The sequence below is a fragment of the Aequorivita sublithincola DSM 14238 genome (genome assembly GCF_000265385.1).
GTDB classification, from domain to species: Bacteria; Bacteroidota; Bacteroidia; order Flavobacteriales; family Flavobacteriaceae; genus Aequorivita; species Aequorivita sublithincola.
In genome coordinates this window covers 2,776,923-2,793,069 of record NC_018013.1, presented here as the reverse complement: position 1 = coordinate 2,793,069, position 16,147 = coordinate 2,776,923, and the positions used below count along the sequence as shown (strand labels likewise).

At 35.8% G+C, this 16,147-nt stretch carries 16 protein-coding genes; 6 read left to right on the top strand and 10 right to left on the bottom strand.

Translation table 11 applies throughout. The features are described 5' to 3' along the window. Positions 1–422: 422 nt before the first annotated feature. From AEQSU_RS12820 to AEQSU_RS12810, 3 genes are all read right to left on the bottom strand, one after another. Entirely contained in the window at positions 423–713 is a 291-nt protein-coding gene (locus AEQSU_RS12820) for a YIP1 family protein (protein WP_014783295.1), read from the bottom strand. Positions 714–784: 71 nt separating this feature from the next. Next, positions 785–1,618 carry a class I SAM-dependent methyltransferase gene (locus AEQSU_RS12815; RefSeq protein WP_042492028.1) on the bottom strand — a complete coding sequence of 278 codons (834 nt, stop codon included), beginning with the start codon at positions 1,616–1,618 and terminating at the stop codon, positions 785–787. Between the two features lie 146 nt (positions 1,619–1,764). Beyond that, positions 1,765–2,604: a 1,4-dihydroxy-2-naphthoyl-CoA synthase gene (locus AEQSU_RS12810; protein ID WP_014783293.1), complete on the bottom strand. Its 840-nt coding sequence runs from the start codon at positions 2,602–2,604 to the stop codon at positions 1,765–1,767. 95 nt (positions 2,605–2,699) lie between these two features. On the opposite strand from AEQSU_RS12810, the gene AEQSU_RS12805 reads away from it, so the two are divergent. Beyond that, positions 2,700–3,818: a C1 family peptidase gene (locus AEQSU_RS12805; RefSeq protein ID WP_014783292.1), complete on the top strand. Its 1,119-nt coding sequence runs from the start codon at positions 2,700–2,702 to the stop codon at positions 3,816–3,818. Between the two features lie 125 nt (positions 3,819–3,943). Then, positions 3,944–4,423: a hypothetical protein gene (locus AEQSU_RS12800; RefSeq protein WP_014783291.1), complete on the top strand. Its 480-nt coding sequence runs from the start codon at positions 3,944–3,946 to the stop codon at positions 4,421–4,423. On the opposite strand, the gene AEQSU_RS12795 is transcribed toward AEQSU_RS12800, so the two are convergent. Then, complete coding sequence (locus AEQSU_RS12795; RefSeq protein WP_014783290.1) at positions 4,415–5,245, bottom strand: CvfB family protein; 831 nt, start codon at positions 5,243–5,245, stop codon at positions 4,415–4,417. The genes AEQSU_RS12800 and AEQSU_RS12795 overlap by 9 nt on opposite strands. Positions 5,246–5,328: 83 nt before the next feature. On the opposite strand from AEQSU_RS12795, the gene AEQSU_RS16240 reads away from it, so the two are divergent. Beyond that, positions 5,329–5,733 carry a hypothetical protein gene (locus AEQSU_RS16240; protein WP_052309041.1) on the top strand — a complete coding sequence of 135 codons (405 nt, stop codon included), beginning with the start codon at positions 5,329–5,331 and terminating at the stop codon, positions 5,731–5,733. Here AEQSU_RS16240 and menD read toward each other — a convergent pair. Genes menD through AEQSU_RS12775 form a run of 3 tightly spaced genes read right to left on the bottom strand, consistent with a single transcriptional unit; the run spans position 5,728 to position 8,918 of the window. After that, a complete protein-coding gene (menD, locus tag AEQSU_RS12785; RefSeq protein ID WP_014783288.1) occupies positions 5,728–7,392 on the bottom strand; it encodes a 2-succinyl-5-enolpyruvyl-6-hydroxy-3-cyclohexene-1-carboxylic-acid synthase in 1,665 nt (554 codons plus the stop codon). The two genes, AEQSU_RS16240 and menD, sit on opposite strands and share 6 nt — an antisense overlap. Positions 7,393–7,425: 33 nt before the next feature. Further along, positions 7,426–8,493, bottom strand: coding sequence for an isochorismate synthase (locus tag AEQSU_RS12780; RefSeq protein ID WP_014783287.1), 1,068 nt, complete (start codon positions 8,491–8,493; stop codon positions 7,426–7,428). Beyond that, entirely contained in the window at positions 8,493–8,918 is a 426-nt protein-coding gene (locus AEQSU_RS12775; RefSeq protein WP_014783286.1) for a PaaI family thioesterase, read from the bottom strand. The genes AEQSU_RS12780 and AEQSU_RS12775 overlap by 1 nt, the downstream gene beginning before the upstream one ends. A gap of 43 nt (positions 8,919–8,961) precedes the next feature. Between AEQSU_RS12775 and AEQSU_RS12770 the strand changes: the two genes are divergently transcribed. Continuing rightward, on the top strand, positions 8,962–9,603 hold the full coding sequence (locus tag AEQSU_RS12770; RefSeq protein WP_014783285.1) for an alpha/beta hydrolase: 642 nt from the start codon (positions 8,962–8,964) through the stop codon (positions 9,601–9,603). 403 nt (positions 9,604–10,006) lie between these two features. Continuing rightward, complete coding sequence (locus tag AEQSU_RS12765) at positions 10,007–10,423, top strand: SRPBCC family protein (RefSeq protein WP_042492494.1); 417 nt, start codon at positions 10,007–10,009, stop codon at positions 10,421–10,423. A 45-nt stretch (positions 10,424–10,468) separates the two neighbouring features. On the opposite strand, the gene AEQSU_RS12760 is transcribed toward AEQSU_RS12765, so the two are convergent. From AEQSU_RS12760 to AEQSU_RS12750, 3 genes are all read right to left on the bottom strand, one after another. Further along, complete coding sequence (locus AEQSU_RS12760; RefSeq protein WP_014783283.1) at positions 10,469–11,323, bottom strand: bile acid:sodium symporter family protein; 855 nt, start codon at positions 11,321–11,323, stop codon at positions 10,469–10,471. Between the two features lie 120 nt (positions 11,324–11,443). Continuing rightward, a complete protein-coding gene (dnaK, locus tag AEQSU_RS12755; RefSeq protein ID WP_014783282.1) occupies positions 11,444–13,357 on the bottom strand; it encodes a molecular chaperone DnaK in 1,914 nt (637 codons plus the stop codon). Positions 13,358–13,611: 254 nt separating this feature from the next. Beyond that, positions 13,612–14,469 carry a T9SS type A sorting domain-containing protein gene (locus AEQSU_RS12750; RefSeq protein ID WP_014783281.1) on the bottom strand — a complete coding sequence of 286 codons (858 nt, stop codon included), beginning with the start codon at positions 14,467–14,469 and terminating at the stop codon, positions 13,612–13,614. 187 nt (positions 14,470–14,656) lie between these two features. Here AEQSU_RS12750 and AEQSU_RS12745 point away from each other — a divergent pair, with 187 nt between their 5' ends. Then, positions 14,657–16,120, top strand: coding sequence for a hypothetical protein (locus tag AEQSU_RS12745; RefSeq protein ID WP_014783280.1), 1,464 nt, complete (start codon positions 14,657–14,659; stop codon positions 16,118–16,120). Positions 16,121–16,147 lie beyond the last annotated feature (27 nt).

Sequence of the window (16,147 nt, the reverse complement as noted above, 5' to 3'; positions counted from 1 at the left end):
TTACCCGTTGCAGCTTATGGAGTCGTTCTGTTATGTAGCGCTATTGCGTACACTATTCTTCAAACAATAATTATTAAATCCCATGATGATCAATTCGCATTAAAAAAAGCGATAGGTAGTGATAGAAAAGGAAAGATTTCACCATTTTTATACACCCTGGGCATTGCACTATCGTTTGTAAATGTTTGGTTGGCCATTGCTTGTTATGTTGGTGTTGCAATTTTGTGAATTATTCCGGATAGTTGTATTGAAAAAAGCATGTAGCTTTAAACATTACAGAGAGGCATCCTAAAAGTTGTGCCAAATTCAACAGAATTGCTCAATTATACTATTTCCACTTATACGGAATTATTGAAAAAATGCAGCAAAGAATAATACTCAGGAGCCTTTTAAAAAAGGAATTCTAGTTTGAATGAATATTTTTAAGGAATAAAAAATAAAGCTATCGGTATCAAAATAAGCAAGGAATAGCCCGCAACACTTAAAATAAATTCATAATCCTTTTCCTCCTTTTTTACGATACTTAAAATTGTTAACACTATTCCACCAATAAAAAATAGATTTACAACAAAACCTAAAATTGTCAGTAACGTTATAGAAGGTCCTTCATCAGACATATTTCCAGTAAAGTCGGTAATTAAATAAAAGACGAGAATATTTAATAACACTACAAATATTAAAATTCTGAAAGCCCATTTCTTATAACTTTTCATTTCTAAGCAATATTATTTAAAACTATTTTCCAAAACCTTATAATCTAAACCTTTCTAAACACAACCATATCCTAATACTCTGCTTTTGCAGTGTCTCGCACTTCGTCTTTCCAAAAACCATCGATAATAGAAACCAATTCAAAATTTTCAGAAGTAAGCATTTTGGAAAGTTTCTTTTTATCAATTGCGATATTTCCAGATTTCACATTTTCGTTCATCAATCTAAATCCGTCCTTTTTCACAGGAAAACTGAAATCCTTTTTAGTTGAAATATATGCTTCCGAAGTCTCGTCATACAAGAAAAATGTAGAAAAACAAACGCCACCAGGTTTCAACACTCGATAAATTTGATTGAAGTAATGCTGAATTTCCTCAATCAGCATATGGGTGAAAACTGAAAAGGAAAAAGCCACATCTATGGAATTTTCGGCATAAGGAAAAGTGAATTCTGTAGCTTTAAGTGTCGCAGTATTGTAAAGATCATTGAACAAAGGCACATACTTAAAATTGAAGTTAGCGTGCTCTTTATTAATACGAGTATTGCACCATTGCACGCCTCTTTCTACAACATCAAAACCTTCGTAGCTTCCGTTTTCTTTCAAAAAATCAGTCAATGCAATTGCAGTTCTGCCTATTCCGCTTCCAATATCCAAAACTTGATGATCGGGTTGAAGATTAGCATATTTCATCAGCATTTGAACTTGGTGTTGCCCTTGTTTCAAATAATCCTCAGCACTTGCAGGCGAACCCGTGTAAATATAACCCCGCGGCGGAACGTATTTGTGACGTTTTCCCGTAATACCGTCCATAGTATCTTTAGGAAAATAATATAATCGTCTAATAAAAAAACGCTGATTAGAAGAAAGCGAATACCAAATACCGCGTAAGTTGAAAATTTTACTCATTATAATTGATTGGTTGTTTTATTTAATTCTTAACTGAAAACTGCGACTGAACACTGAACACTTTTTAAGGCATCCAGCAACTGAAAACTGCGACTGAACACTGAACACTTTTTAAGGCATCCAGCAACTGAACACTGAATACTTTTTTAAGGCAGCCACTTCTTATCAAAATTAGGTTTTCGTTTTTCGAGAAATGCATCACGTCCTTCTTTCGCTTCATCTGTCATATACGCAAGACGCGTAGCTTCACCAGCAAAAACTTGTTGGCCCACCATTCCGTCATCGGTTAGGTTCATTGCGAATTTCAGCATTTTTATTGAAGTTGGGCTTTTTGCAAGAATTTCCTGCGCCCATTCGTATGCAGTATTTTCAAGTTCCTCGTGAGAGATTACGGCGTTTACCATTCCCATCTCAAAAGCTTCTTGTGCAGAGTAATTTCTTCCAAGGAAAAAGATTTCACGAGCGCGCTTCTGCCCTACCATTTTGGCTAGATAAGCACTTCCGTAGCCACCGTCAAAACTGGTAACATCTGCATCCGTTTGCTTGAAAATTGCGTGTTCTTTGCTCGCTAATGTAAGGTCGCAAACTACGTGTAAGCTGTGTCCACCACCAACTGCCCAGCCTGGAACGACGCAGATAACTGCTTTTGGCATAAAACGAATTAATCTTTGAACGTCAAGAATATTAAGTCTATGATAGCCATCCTCACCTACATAACCTTGGTGGCCACGCGCCTTTTGGTCGCCGCCACTACAAAAGCTATAAACGCCATCTTTTGAAGAAGGTCCTTCCGCCGAAAGCAAAACCACTCCAATCGTAATATCTTCCTGCGCATCGTGAAAGGCATCCAGCAATTCTGCAGTGGTTTTTGGGCGAAAAGCATTGCGAACATCAGGCCGGTTGAAAGCAATTCGAGCAACGCCATCGGCTTTTTTATAGGTTATATCTGTATATTCTTTAGCTGTTTTCCAGTTGGGTGAATTCATATTTGTTACTTTTGTTTTCAAAGATATAAATTGTTTATGGTTTATGGTTTGTAGTTTAACCGTAGAAAACCATAAACCATAAACTGCAAACAATAATGAAACATTTTCTTCTTTCCTTCGGAATTCTTCTCACTCTAAACCTAACCGCTCAAGAAGCATACAAATTCACAACCGTTACAGACCTTGAAGCAACACCAGTTATTAGCCAAGGCGTTACAGGAACTTGCTGGAGTTTTAGCAGTACTTCGTTTCTAGAAAGTGAAATTATTCGACTAACAGGAAAGAAAATTGATTTAAGTGAAATGTACCAAGTGCGAAATACATATCCTCTTAAAGCTGAAAACTTCGTTATGCGACAAGGAAAAGCGCAGTTCAGCGAAGGTGGCTTGGCGCACGATGTGATGAATTCTGTCGAAAAAAATGGTCTAGTTCCCGAAGAAGCTTTTAGCGGATTATTTTCAGGTGAAACCACCTACAATCACGCCGAAATGGTTGCAGTTTTGGAATCAATGCTGAAAGCATACATTGAAAATCCTGGAAGAAAATTAAGCCCAAAATGGAAACCTGCAATTGAAAGAGTTTTGGATGTATATATAGGTAAGAATGTTTCAAATTTCACTTTTGAAGGGAAACAATATACGCCACAATCTTTTTTGGCTATGACGAAAATTCAGCCAAAAGATTATGTAGCGCTTAGCAGTTTTACGCAAGCTCCCTTCTATTCAAAATTTATCCTAAACATTCCGGATAACTGGAGCAATGGAAGTTTTTACAACGTACCGCTAGACGAAATGATGGCAACCCTTGACAACGCCTTAGAAAAAGGTTTCACTGTAGAATTGGATTGCGATGTTAGCGAACGTACTTTTTCATCCAAAGATGGTGTCGCTATAATCCCTGAATATGCTGAGAATAATGTAAAAGCGCTTCAAGGCATCTATCCCGAAAAAAAAATCACGCAAGCATATCGTCAAGAAGAATTTGAAAATTATGACACAACTGACGATCATTTAATGCATATCACAGGATTACTTCGCGACCAAAATGGCACAAAATATTACAAAGTAAAAAACAGTTGGGGCACGGACGAAACCCGCGTTGCCAATGGCGGTTATGTATATTTTAGTGAAGCTTATATGCGTTTAAAAGCCATCAGTATTACTGTTCATAAAGATGCGTTGCCAAAAGATACTTCTAAAAAATTGAATTTATAATAAGAAAAGCTTTTATATCACAATCCTTTCAACGTTTACAACCTTGAAAAGGATCAGTTTTACCTATTACCAATTACCTACCTCCCACTTTTATTTATGGCTCAAATTTTGCTACCTTTGCCCCGATGAAAAAGTTGTTATTTCTTCTTCTAATTTTTCCGCTAATCGCTTCGGCTCAGCTGGATTTTGAAACCAATAAATATAAATTGGATTTCGTGAAGCTACCTGAGATTGAAAGTTTGATGAGTACTCCTATAAATTCGAATTCAGATTTTTCTGCGAAATATTCAAAAAAACTTCCTTCTTTCAAATTAAGCAAAGAAAATTACAGAGAAGCTGTAAGTATGCTTGATGTGATGGCTACGCACGAAGGCTACGTTAAATCTGATCTTAAAATTTCTTTAGACCCTAAAGAATATGGTGTTTATGGCGGCAATAGCAGTTATAGCGCTGATGGTTCTACGGCTGTTAAAAATATTTCCTATAAAGAATCCCGAAGCTATTTAAGACCAGAACTTATGCCCTACTCCTACGGTTTTTACCAACGTCCTCGACGCAGCGGTTTCTATGTTGGTTATGGGGTTTATGGAACTCCTTCACAGTAGTTCTATCCCGTCTTCTTTAATTATAATCTGCTTGTCTTTATATAGCGTCCCAATTGCTTTTTTGAAGCTTTTTTTGCTCATTCCCAATAAGTTTTTAATCGAGTCTGGATCAGATTTATCGTGAAGCGGTAAAAAGCCACCAGCTGCTTCTAACTCCTGACGGATAAAGGTAGCGTTCGGTTCAATGCTTTTGTAGCCAACCTTTTGAAGCACTAAATCAATTTTATTATCGGGACGAATATTTTTTACAAAAGCTTTCATTCTATCGCCTGTGCGAATGTCTTCAAAAATATCTTCAATATAAATTAGTCCTTTGTGAACACCGTTTATTATAACGTTTGCTCCTTTTTCGGTTAAATGTGTAACCAAAATATCAACTTCCTGAAAAGCTTCAACCGTCAAGGTATCATTTTGAAGAAAGTGGTTCGTTTTACTAGAACCCACCAAACGCGTGGTTTTTTCATCAATATAGAGATAGACGATGTACCAATTGCCCTTTTTCATTGGACGCGCTTGCTCTTTAAAAGGAACAAAAAGTTGCTTTTCCAAGCCCCAATCCATAAAAGCTCCGTATTCCGTAACGTCGCTGCAATGTAAATACCCAAAGGTATTTAATTGAAGAAAAGGATCGAGCGTTGTGGCAATCGGTCTTTCTTCGTTATCTAGGTAGATAAAAACTGAAATCTCATCGCCTATTTCATATTCTTCTGGTTTATATCTATGTGGCAAAAGTACCACATTTTCTTCGTCCTCTCCCAAATATAGACCAGGTTCAGTTTCCCGAAGAATCTCTAAAATATTATATTCGCCCAATTTTATCATAAGTGCAAAGGTACTGTATTCTTATTAAAAAAAAACTGAACACCTATTTGCGAATGCAAGATAATTCGTACATTCACATCTATATGGAAGAAAAATCTATACATAAGTTTTCTGCTGATTTTAAGCTAGATACGATTTTAGAAACAGATATTGGAAACCTCTATTTTTATGGAAACATAGTAATTTTTGAAGGTAATGAAGGCATTGTGCTTTCCTATAAATCGGGTTTTTCAATTCTTTTAAAAGGGTTAAAAATTTTGAAGTCTAATCCTTGGATTCTTATTCCCAATCGTTTAAACTCATATTCTATAGAACCAGTCGATTTCAAATATTTGAACAACATTCCCACTCTAAAGGCAGTTGCCGTAGTCAATTATTCTAAACTCGCAGAAATGAATTCTGAGCTAGAATCTAAATTCTGCAAAAAACCTTTTAAAACATTTCAAAATGTTCCTGATGCAATTAATTGGTCAAAAACTTACTTATAATATAAATTTGAAATAATCTAAAAGCACTTTATCATTTACAGTTGAAGGTGTAAATATCTCCAACAAACTTGGTCTATCTTCATTACTGAAAAAATCTTCTAATTTTTCTGATAATCCTACTTCCCCATCAATAGTTTGATATTTGAAACCGTACATTTCTGAAAGCTGTTTCGCCGTTAAATGATGCTTCGTTTCAAAATAAGTGTCAAAAAGAGTTGTATCTTTTTCACCAGGAAGTATTCTAAAGATACCGCCTCCACCGTTATTTACAACAATTATTTTGAAGTTTTTAGGAATGTGATTATTCCAAAGCGCATTACTGTCATAAAAGAAACTTATGTCTCCAGTTATAAAAATTGTGGGGAGTTTTGAAGCGTAGGCCGCGCCAATAGCTGTACTTGTACTTCCATCAATACCGCTAGTTCCTCTGTTGCAAAATACTTCAGCACAAGTAGAAATGTCAAAAAGTTGAGCGTATCTAATAGTTGCGCTGTTGCTTAATTGTAGCTGAATATTCTTCGGAAGTCTTTTAAAAACTTCAGAAAAAACCATAAAGTCTGAATATGGAATTTCACTTTCATAAGCTTGATGAAGTTGCAATCTTTTGTGATTTATGGCTAGCCAATAATCTTGGTAATCGCTTTTTACAGCTATTGTTTTCGGAAGAAATTCAGCAAAAAAAGTATTTGCTTGCGTTTTGAAATGATGCTTCAGAACAAAATAAGTATCGTTCGCTGTTTTAGCATCAACGTGCCAATGTTCTTTCGGCGGAAAATTCCGAAGAAATGCTTTTATTCTTTTGGAAACCACCATTCCGCCAAGCGTCAACAAAATATCAGGTTGTAGCTTTTTAAAATCCTCCTCGTTCAATGGACTGATTAGTTGATCTATTGCTGAAATAAAATTTTCGCCATGAAGGTTTGATGTAGTTTCTGTTAAAACCAAAACACTTTCGTCTTTGGAAAGTTGATCTATAAAGCGTTGTTGTATACTATTAGGTGCTAAAACTCCTACAAGAACCAACTTTCTTTTACAACTATTCCATAACTTTATGAATGGAGCTAAATCTTCAACTAATTCTTCGTCCGCCTTTCTGGGAGCAACATTTTGCGGCCAAACCAGCTGTGTTTCGGTAGTTTGATAAAGAGGTTCTGAAAAAGGAATGTTTATATGAACAGGTCCATTCAGCTCTATTGCAGTATTTAATGCAACATTCAATTCAGTTTCATTTTTAATCTGAAAATCTTCTCCTTCAATACAATTGGCTGCATAAAGAATGTGGTTTTCAAAAACGTTTTGTTGCCGAATGGTTTGACCATCGCCAATATCAATATAATTTAAGGGTCTATCTGCTGAAATAACGACTAACGGAATATCGCTATAAAACGCTTCAGCTACGGCAGGATAATAATTAAGCAAAGCCGAGCCAGAAGTGCAAACTACAGCTACAGGTTTTTTTAATTGCTGCGCCATTCCCATTGCAAAAAAAGCAGCACAACGCTCATCTACAATGCTAAAACACTTAAAATCTGGGTGTTCGCCAAAATCAATTGTGAGTGGCGCATTTCGGGAACCTGGAGAAATAACTATGTGGTCAATACCCTTGTCTAAACATAGTTGAACAAGCGTTTGTGCGAGAATTTTATTGGAGAATTTCATGATACGCAAAGGTACAAAGACCCTTAAAAATTATTACAACATCGGCTGTAATACTTGTAGCATTGTTTGCAATTTATTCTTTGTTTCCTCGTATTCTTCCTGAGGCTGACTGGCTAGTGTAATACCGCCGCCCACAAAAATACGTGCTTGATTATCGTCAATCTTCATACAGCGCAGGTTTACCATTAATGAAGCTGTATTTCCATCATCGAGGATTGGACCCAAAAACCCAGTGTAAAATTCACGGTCGTAGCCTTCATTTTCGATTATAAATTGCTGAGCAAATTGCTGCGGACTACCACAAACGGCAGGAGTTGGATGAAGTGCTTTTGCAATTTTTGCCAAAGTAGCTTCTCCTGTTCTTAAAACCCCCGAAATGTCTGTTCGGAGATGCAATAAAGATCCTGCACGATGTGTATAAGTTTTTGAAACCTTTAAAACGGAAGTAACCCTTTGCAAACTATTTATTATTGCATCAGTAACCAGTTGTTGTTCATATTCTTCCTTGACTCCCCAAATAACTGGCTCTTGATTTGTGAATGGCTGCGTTCCTGCTAACGCCATAGTTTTGAAAGATTTGTTTTCAATCTGCACCAATGTTTCTGGCGTAGCCCCGCACCATAGACCAGTTTTAGGATGATACCATATATACCTAAAAGCAGTAGGATTTTTCGAAAACAACTGAATTATAAGTTTTTCGATGGAAAAATCTTTCAGCTGAAAATTCTGAAAACGGGAAATAACTATTTTGTTTGCTCTACTTCCTTTTATGGTTTCAATTGTTTTACTTAGCAACTTGATGTAAGTGTTTTGCTCCGAAATATCTTCTGAAACAGCAACGGAAATCGATTCAATAGCTTCACTTTTAAAGTCGAATTGATGTTTTTCAGAATCGTTCTCATCAATAAAGTAAGAAAATCCTTTATACTCAAAAGGTGCGAAAACGAAGCCATTACCGCCCAGGTTTTCAATTGTATTAAGTGAGTCGTTTTTTTGCAAAAGCACTGAAATACTTCCGCTTTGGGGCAACGAATAAACTACAAACGGCAATTTTTCGTTATAATGGTTCGATATTTTTTCGATCATTAAATTAAGGTCCATCAATTCTTTATTGGTAAAGTAAGGGTTGTGAGTTTTACTAGTGACACGAGCGCTCCTTCTTCATTGGTGATTTTTATCTGCCAAAGCTGTGTGGTTCTGCCTTTATGAATAATACTGGCGTGTGCATACACATAACCATCGCGAACACTTTTTACGTGGTTGGCTGCAATTTCAAGTCCGCGGATAATAATTTCTTCTGAATTAAGAAAAACAAAAGCCCCAGCACTACCTACACTTTCTGCTAAAGCCACTGAAGCCCCGCCGTGAAGAACGCCATCTGGTTGATGTACCCGAGAAGTTACGGGCATACGCGCAACAATAAAATCATCGCCCACATCTGTGAATTCAATCTTAAGCGTTTCCATTAGCGTATTCTGGCACATTTTATTACAACCCGCCAATATTTCATCTTTTGTGTACTTCATTATAATTGGTTTACATTTGTAAAAATACAAAATTGTCCCTGAAATGAGTACTGAAAAAGAAGCTTCCTATACTTCAACAAACACCTATTCTACCTTTAATACTTTTACCGAAAAAACAAAAAACGTTTGGATAGTTTTCCACGGAATGGCTTATTTAAGCAAATATTTTATAAAGTATTTTTCAGAATTAAATACTGAAGAAAACTACATTATCGCCCCACAAGCACCTTCAAAATACTATCAAGATAGAGCTTTTAAACACGTAGGCGCATCTTGGCTTACTCGTGAAAATACTGAAGCTGAGACTAAAAATATATTAAACTACGTGGACGCCGTTTATGAAAAGGAAATTTCAGCGACCGTTCCGAATCTCTTTGTTTTAGGATATTCGCAAGGCGTATCCATAGCTGCAAGATGGGTTGCCAGCCGAAAAATTCAATGTGATAAATTGATTATGCATTCTGGAGGAATTCCGAAAGAACTACAACCAAAAGATTTTGAGTTTCTAAAGCCTACCACTGAAGTCATCTATATTTACGGAGATAAGGATCAATACGTAACAGAAGCCAGAAAAACTGAAGAAGAATTAAAAGGCAGCGATCTCTTCCAAAAACGTTTAAAAATTGAAATTTTTGAGGGCATACACGAAGTAAACCGAGAATTTCTTTTGAAAATTTCCAAATAATTTTCTCTTTCGCTTTAAAATTTTAGCGTTTCCACATAATTACCAAAATTCTAATTTTTCCTCACGTAGATAGTGATTAAAAAAAGGGTTATGCGTTATTAATATAATGGATAATGTTAATTTTTAAATAAAAGCCGACAAAGAACATATTTATTAGTTAAAGTGCATTGCAGTTTTGGAAAGTATTACTAGATTGCCGTCAGGTTCAAGGAACAAAGTGGTCCCCACCCACTCCGAAGACCCTAAAGCTTTAATATTTGGTTAATTAATAAGCTTTTAAACTGAGCGGCCCTTTTAGGGTCGCTCTTTTTTTGTTAAAACTGAAATGATTGCGTTTGAAACTTTCAATTTTGAAATATTTATTATTTTTGATTTAATTCACTTTCCTTTAAAAAGCACAATTATGAACACCACCAAAATTACAGTCGAAAAAACCATAAACGCAGACTCCAAAAAAGTTTGGGATTACTGGAACCAACCTGAACATATTACTAATTGGAATTTCGCAAATTATGATTGGTGCTGCCCAAAAGCTAGCAACGATCTGCAAGTTGGCGGAAAGTTATTTACCCGAATGGAAGCCACAGACGGTAGTTTTGGGTTTAATTTTGAAGGTATTTATGATGAAATAGTGCCGCAAAAAAAGATTAGTTATAAAATTACTGATGGCAGAAATGTAACCACCACTTTTGAGAATCTCGGTGAGAAAACTAAAGTTACCACAGTTTTTGATGCAGAAAATTCTAATCCAATAGAAATGCAACGTGCAGGTTGGCAAGCTATTTTGGATAATTTTAAAAGGTATACAGAGAATAATTAAATGAGTTTAGTAACTTTAATGGATTAATTTTGCGATTTTAAAAACTCACTTTCCTCCCCTATTAAACCAATAAATTACTAAACCACCTGTAACAAACATCAATAAACTATAAACTGCTGGTACAATTGCAAAGGCAGCATTATGTAGCAAAACCACTGCAATTGTAATTGCCAAGGTGCCATTTTGAATTCCAGATTCAATAGCAATGGAGCGTGCGCCCTCTTTTCGTATTCCAAACAGTTTTGCCGAAAAATAGCCTAGCATCATGGTTACAACGTTCAGTACTATAGCTGCTATTCCTGCTTGCTCAAAATATGAAATAAAATTTGCTCTTTCCTTAATAACCAATCCCACAATAATTAAACCCAGCACTGCACCTGAAGCAATACGTACTGGTTTCGCCATGGCATCCGCAAAATGCGGGCGATACTTGCGTACTAGCATACCAATAAAAATAGGTATAACTACAATTATAAAAATTTGAACTATTGTTGAAAGTATATTGAGTTCAACAACTTGTCCAACACCTAAAAAATATTCCAAAGCAAAATTAATGATAAACGGAATTGTTAGAATCGTGATGAGGCTGCTTAAAGCGGTAAGTGTGACCGAAAGTGCCAAGTCTGCCTTTGCCAAATGTGAGATTAAATTTGAAGTTGGCCCTCCAGGACACGCTGCCAAAACCATAACCCCTATTGCTATTTCGGGCTGCATTGGGAAAACCCATGTAATACACAAACCAATAAGTGGCAATAGTATTATTTGATTAGTCAACCCTATAAAAATAGCTTTTGGATAAAGAAATATTCTTTTAAAATCTGCCGTTTGCAAGGTAAGCCCCATACCCAGCATAATAACGATAAGTGCTCCAGCGAGGATGAGGGTAGAGATATTATCCATACAATCTTATTATTTTGACGAAAGATAATCAATTTGATTTGTCTTTCTATTTTGAAATGCACCACAAAAAAACCGCAACCCTCTCAGGTTGCGGTTTTGCATTTAGCTATATCTAGAAGCTTATTTCACCTCTTCAAAATCTACATCCTCAACATCGCTGTTTTCAGCGTTGTCTTGGCTTCCTTGCTCTGCTCCTGCTTCGGCTTCTCCTGTTGGAGCACCTTGACCATCGGCTTGGGCTTTGTACATTTCTTCAGAAGCTACTTTCCAAGCTTCGTTAATTTTATCTAAAGCTGGTTGAATGGTTTCAACTTCTTTAGTTTCATAGGCTTTTTTCAGTTCTTCCAAAGCATCTTCAATTGGTTTCTTTTTATCATCAGATAATTTTTCGCCAAATTCTTTTAGTTGCTTTTCAGTTTGGAAGATCATTCCATCAGCTTCGTTCAATTTATCTACTTTTTCTTTCGCTGCTTTGTCGCTATCAGCATTTGCTTCTGCATCTGCTTTCATCTTTTTGATTTCTTCATCTGTCAATCCAGAAGAAGCTTCAATACGGATGTCTTGCGATTTATTGGTAGCCTTATCTGTAGCGCTTACTTTAATGATACCGTTGGCATCAATATCAAACGTTACTTCAATTTGTGGCGTACCTCGCTGTGCTGGTGGAATTCCATCTAGGTGGAAACGACCAATTGTCTTGTTATCTGTTGCCATTGGGCGTTCTCCTTGCAATACGTGGATTTCAACACTTGGTTGATTATCTGATGCTGTAGAAAACACCTGACTTTTCTTAGTAGGAATGGTTGTGTTTGCCTCAATTAATTTGGTCAAAACACCGCCCATTGTTTCAATACCTAAAGAAAGTGGCGTTACATCTAAAAGAAGTACATCTTTCACATCTCCAGTTAATACACCTCCCTGAATTGCAGCACCTACGGCAACTACTTCATCTGGATTTACACCTTTGTGTGGTTTTTTTCCGAAGAATTTCTCAACAGCTTCCTGAACTGCAGGAATACGAGTTGATCCTCCTACAAGAATTACTTCGTCTATATCGCTTTTGTTCAAACCAGCAGCTTTCATTGCTGTTTCACAAGGCTTCATTGTTCTTTTTACTAAATCGTCAATTAATTGCTCAAACTTTGCACGAGTTAACGTTTTTACCAAGTGTTTTGGTCCGCTAGCGGTAGCAGTAACATAAGGTAGGTTAATTTCAGTTTGTGCTGCAGAAGAAAGTTCAATTTTTGCTTTTTCAGCTGCTTCTTTCAAACGTTGAAGTGCCATCGGATCTTTTCTAAGATCAAAATCTTCTTCAGCTTTAAATTCGTCTGCCAACCAGTTGATTATTTTTTGGTCAACGTCATCACCACCTAAGTGAGTATCACCGTCTGTAGCAAGTACTTCAAAAACGCCATCGCCTAATTCAAGGATACTAACATCATGTGTACCACCACCAAAGTCAAAAACCACTACTTTTTGGTCTGTACCTTTTTTGTCAAGACCGTAAGCAAGTGCTGCTGCAGTTGGTTCGTTTATAATTCTTTCAACTTTAAGACCAGCAATTTCACCAGCTTCTTTCGTTGCGTGACGCTGACTGTCATTAAAATATGCAGGAACTGTAATTACCGCACGGGTAACATCTTGTCCTAAATAGTCTTCAGCAGTTTTCTTCATTTTCTGAAGAATCATTGCGCTCAATTCCTGTGGTGTGTACAAACGTCCGTCAATATCAACACGGGCGGTGTCGTTATCACCTTTTACTACTTTGTATGCTGAATAATCTGCTTCTTTTTTAGATTCAGAATATTTGTTCCCCATAAATCTCTTTATAGAGCTAATGGTTTTAGTAGGGTTTGTTACAGCCTGACGTTTTGCAGGATCACCTACTTTAATTTCGCCGCCTTCCACAAATGCAATTACGGAAGGAGTTGTTCTTTTACCTTCTGCATTAGGAATAACTACTGGTTCGCTACCTTCCATTACGGCAACGCAGGAGTTGGTTGTACCTAAGTCGATTCCAATTATTTTACTCATAATATATTGTTTATTGTTATTATTTATTTTTGAATTTTTTATTTACGAAGTGTTTAAGACAATGATTGTGCCAGCGGGAAACTACTGCCATGATGTCAGAAACTTAATATTGAAAATATTGCTGGCAGTAGTTAAGCGCCAAATTTTAAAATTCCAAATTCCAAATAGCTAATCTGCCATTTTTGGAATTTGGAATTTATATTTTGGGGTTTCTTGAAATTTATTGCTTTAAATATCCTTTTTTATTCAAAAAACTACTTCTTCATAAAACGAACAATTTGTATTTTACCAGAAACTGTTGCAACTTTCAGTAAATAATTTCCTATGGAAAGAGAAGGTAAGAAACTATTGATGTTTGCGTTTGAATTTCCCTTGAAAATAGATTGCCCAAGTGGATTTATAATTTCAAACGAAGTAATACGCTCTGAAGAATCAATTATTATAGCATTTTCTACTGGGTTTGGATAAAATTGAAAATCCAATTTTTCAGAATCTGCTACTGCTAAAACTGCGTAGCCTTGTCGTTCTGTATCTTCAATAATTTCCGGTTCAGCTTCTAAAACGGGACCTAAGTCTACAGCCATACAATCACAACCTAGTTGGAATACTTTTTTCAATTCCGGGTTTTGTATTCCTGGAAACGCTGGTTCAAAATATAGCACAGTATGATCCACAAAAATTGTATTCAAAACGCTGTTATTCGTAATTACAATTCCTTCAGGTGTAACATCTCCTGTATTGTAACCATTATCAAGATCTATCAACTTCACATATAAAGCATTGGCAATATATCCCGGTTCATTTTGAACGGTGTTTTCTACTACAGTTGAATAATTATCAAGTGCTTGTTTTAGAGCGTTTATGTCACATCCAGTACAAAGAACGAAGTGGGTGCGAAACTCCCAATCTGGAACGGGATTGGTTCCTCCAAGATAACCAGTGATTCCATAAGTGCCAAAAATAGCATTCAAGCTAGGATCATTGGAAGGTGCATTTGAATTTCCAGTGGGATAACCTATATTGCCATCAACTAGTCTAAGCTGAATTTGGTATTTTTGCGCAAACAAAGCGAAATTGGCAAAAAGTAGAACGAATAAGGTTATCTTTTTCATTTTCAAAGCTTTAAAATTCCAAATAAATATACAAAATAAACTACTATTTAGTATTTATAAGCTTCACTTTCTATTTATATCCCGAGTAAATAAGTAATTGATTTGTCAGCAGAAAATTCTGACTTGTGGCAATGTTGAATAGAAAAGTTATATTGTAACGTTATTCGTGTTTAATCAATTTATTTTTTTGAAAAAAGAATCCTTCATAACAAATCCAATATTAGTTGGTCTGGCAACTGGTCTTTATCCTTTCCTTTATAATTATTATTCAAATTTCACTTTAGTAGATTCTCAAGGTCAGTTATTCTTTTTTATCGTCTTTTTCCTGTTGATTCCAATAGCGATCAATATTTTATTGAAAATTGTCTCAAAAAAAATAGCTTTTGTTTCGCGAAACTATAAACTACTATTAACGCTTTCAAATTTAGTAGGATTCGCTGCTTTGTTGACATACAGTATTCTGGGACCGCAGAAGAAAATGATTCTTTTGGTTATAATTCTCAACATCGGGTTTGCTTTTTTGCTGAAAAACCATTTAAAAAAAGCTGTTGTACTGGAGTATTTACTAGCATTTATTGTTGCAATACAATTGATTATGTATGTTGGAAAACACATAAATTTTTCTACGGAATGGAAACAACTTCCCGATACTATTGCAGAAGCTTCATTCAAGAAAAAACCGAATGTTTATATTATTCAACCGGATGGTTATGCCAATTCAAGCAGCTTAAAAAAGGAACCTTATAATATTGACAATAGTGAATTTGAAAGCTATTTAGCTGAAAATGATTTCAAAATTTACCCCAACTTTAGAAGCAATTATTCCAACACAATTACTTCCAACAGCTCATTGTTTGCAATGAAGCACCACTATTACAAAAACCCCAAACCCAACGCAAAAGAACCTTACGGTTTGCGAAAAAGTATTGCCAGCAATAATGCCGTTGTCTCTATCTTTAACAGAAACGACTACCAAACTTCATTAATCATCGAGTCGCCATATATTATTGTAAACAGGCCAGAATTGGGTTATGATTACTGCTCCATTTCCTACAAGGAACTCTCTTTTTTATCGCGGGGTTTTGATATGGTGGTGGACCTTCAGGATGAAATGGAAAAGGCTATAGAAGAAAGTAGAAACCAAGCCAATTTTTACTTTATTGAAAAAATATTGCCTGGCCATATATCTGTTACAGAACAACATTCCAAAGGTAAGGATGAAGAAAGAAAATTTTATATTAAAGATTTTGAAAAGGCAAATCTTTGGCTACGCGAAATGATTAGTCTGATAACCAAAAAAGATCCTGATGCGTTGGTCGTGATTGTTGCAGATCACGGTGGCTATGTGGGTCTAGATTATACAGGTGAACAGTCCAAAAAAATCACAGATACATCGCTCGTTAATTCAATTTTTTCTGCCACGCTTGCCATAAAATGGCCCAATAATGAAATTCCTAAATTTGATACTAATTTAAAGACAAACGTTAATTTGTTTAGAGTTCTATTTTCTTATCTTACTGAAAACACTAGCTATTTGGACCATCTTGAACAAAATGATAGTTTTTTAATTGTTAATGAAGACGCACCATTTGGAGTTTATAAAGTAATTAATGGAGACGGAACTTTTGTATTTAACAAGGTTAATTTTTAACTACTTCGCTCCTACTCATAACCCTCA

Coding starts and splice junctions, on each gene's coding strand:
- AEQSU_RS12820 (WP_014783295.1), bottom strand. CDS start 713: ATGAAAAGTTATAAGAAATGGGCTTTCAGAATTTTAATATTTGTAGTG.
- AEQSU_RS12815 (WP_042492028.1), bottom strand. CDS start 1,618: ATGAGTAAAATTTTCAACTTACGCGGTATTTGGTATTCGCTTTCTTCT.
- AEQSU_RS12810 (WP_014783293.1), bottom strand. CDS start 2,604: ATGAATTCACCCAACTGGAAAACAGCTAAAGAATATACAGATATAACC.
- AEQSU_RS12805 (WP_014783292.1), top strand. CDS start 2,700: ATGAAACATTTTCTTCTTTCCTTCGGAATTCTTCTCACTCTAAACCTA.
- AEQSU_RS12800 (WP_014783291.1), top strand. CDS start 3,944: ATGAAAAAGTTGTTATTTCTTCTTCTAATTTTTCCGCTAATCGCTTCG.
- AEQSU_RS12795 (WP_014783290.1), bottom strand. CDS start 5,245: ATGATAAAATTGGGCGAATATAATATTTTAGAGATTCTTCGGGAAACT.
- AEQSU_RS16240 (WP_052309041.1), top strand. CDS start 5,329: ATGGAAGAAAAATCTATACATAAGTTTTCTGCTGATTTTAAGCTAGAT.
- menD (WP_014783288.1), bottom strand. CDS start 7,392: ATGAAATTCTCCAATAAAATTCTCGCACAAACGCTTGTTCAACTATGT.
- AEQSU_RS12780 (WP_014783287.1), bottom strand. CDS start 8,493: ATGGACCTTAATTTAATGATCGAAAAAATATCGAACCATTATAACGAA.
- AEQSU_RS12775 (WP_014783286.1), bottom strand. CDS start 8,918: ATGAAGTACACAAAAGATGAAATATTGGCGGGTTGTAATAAAATGTGC.
- AEQSU_RS12770 (WP_014783285.1), top strand. CDS start 8,962: ATGAGTACTGAAAAAGAAGCTTCCTATACTTCAACAAACACCTATTCT.
- AEQSU_RS12765 (WP_042492494.1), top strand. CDS start 10,007: ATGAACACCACCAAAATTACAGTCGAAAAAACCATAAACGCAGACTCC.
- AEQSU_RS12760 (WP_014783283.1), bottom strand. CDS start 11,323: ATGGATAATATCTCTACCCTCATCCTCGCTGGAGCACTTATCGTTATT.
- dnaK (WP_014783282.1), bottom strand. CDS start 13,357: ATGAGTAAAATAATTGGAATCGACTTAGGTACAACCAACTCCTGCGTT.
- AEQSU_RS12750 (WP_014783281.1), bottom strand. CDS start 14,469: ATGAAAAAGATAACCTTATTCGTTCTACTTTTTGCCAATTTCGCTTTG.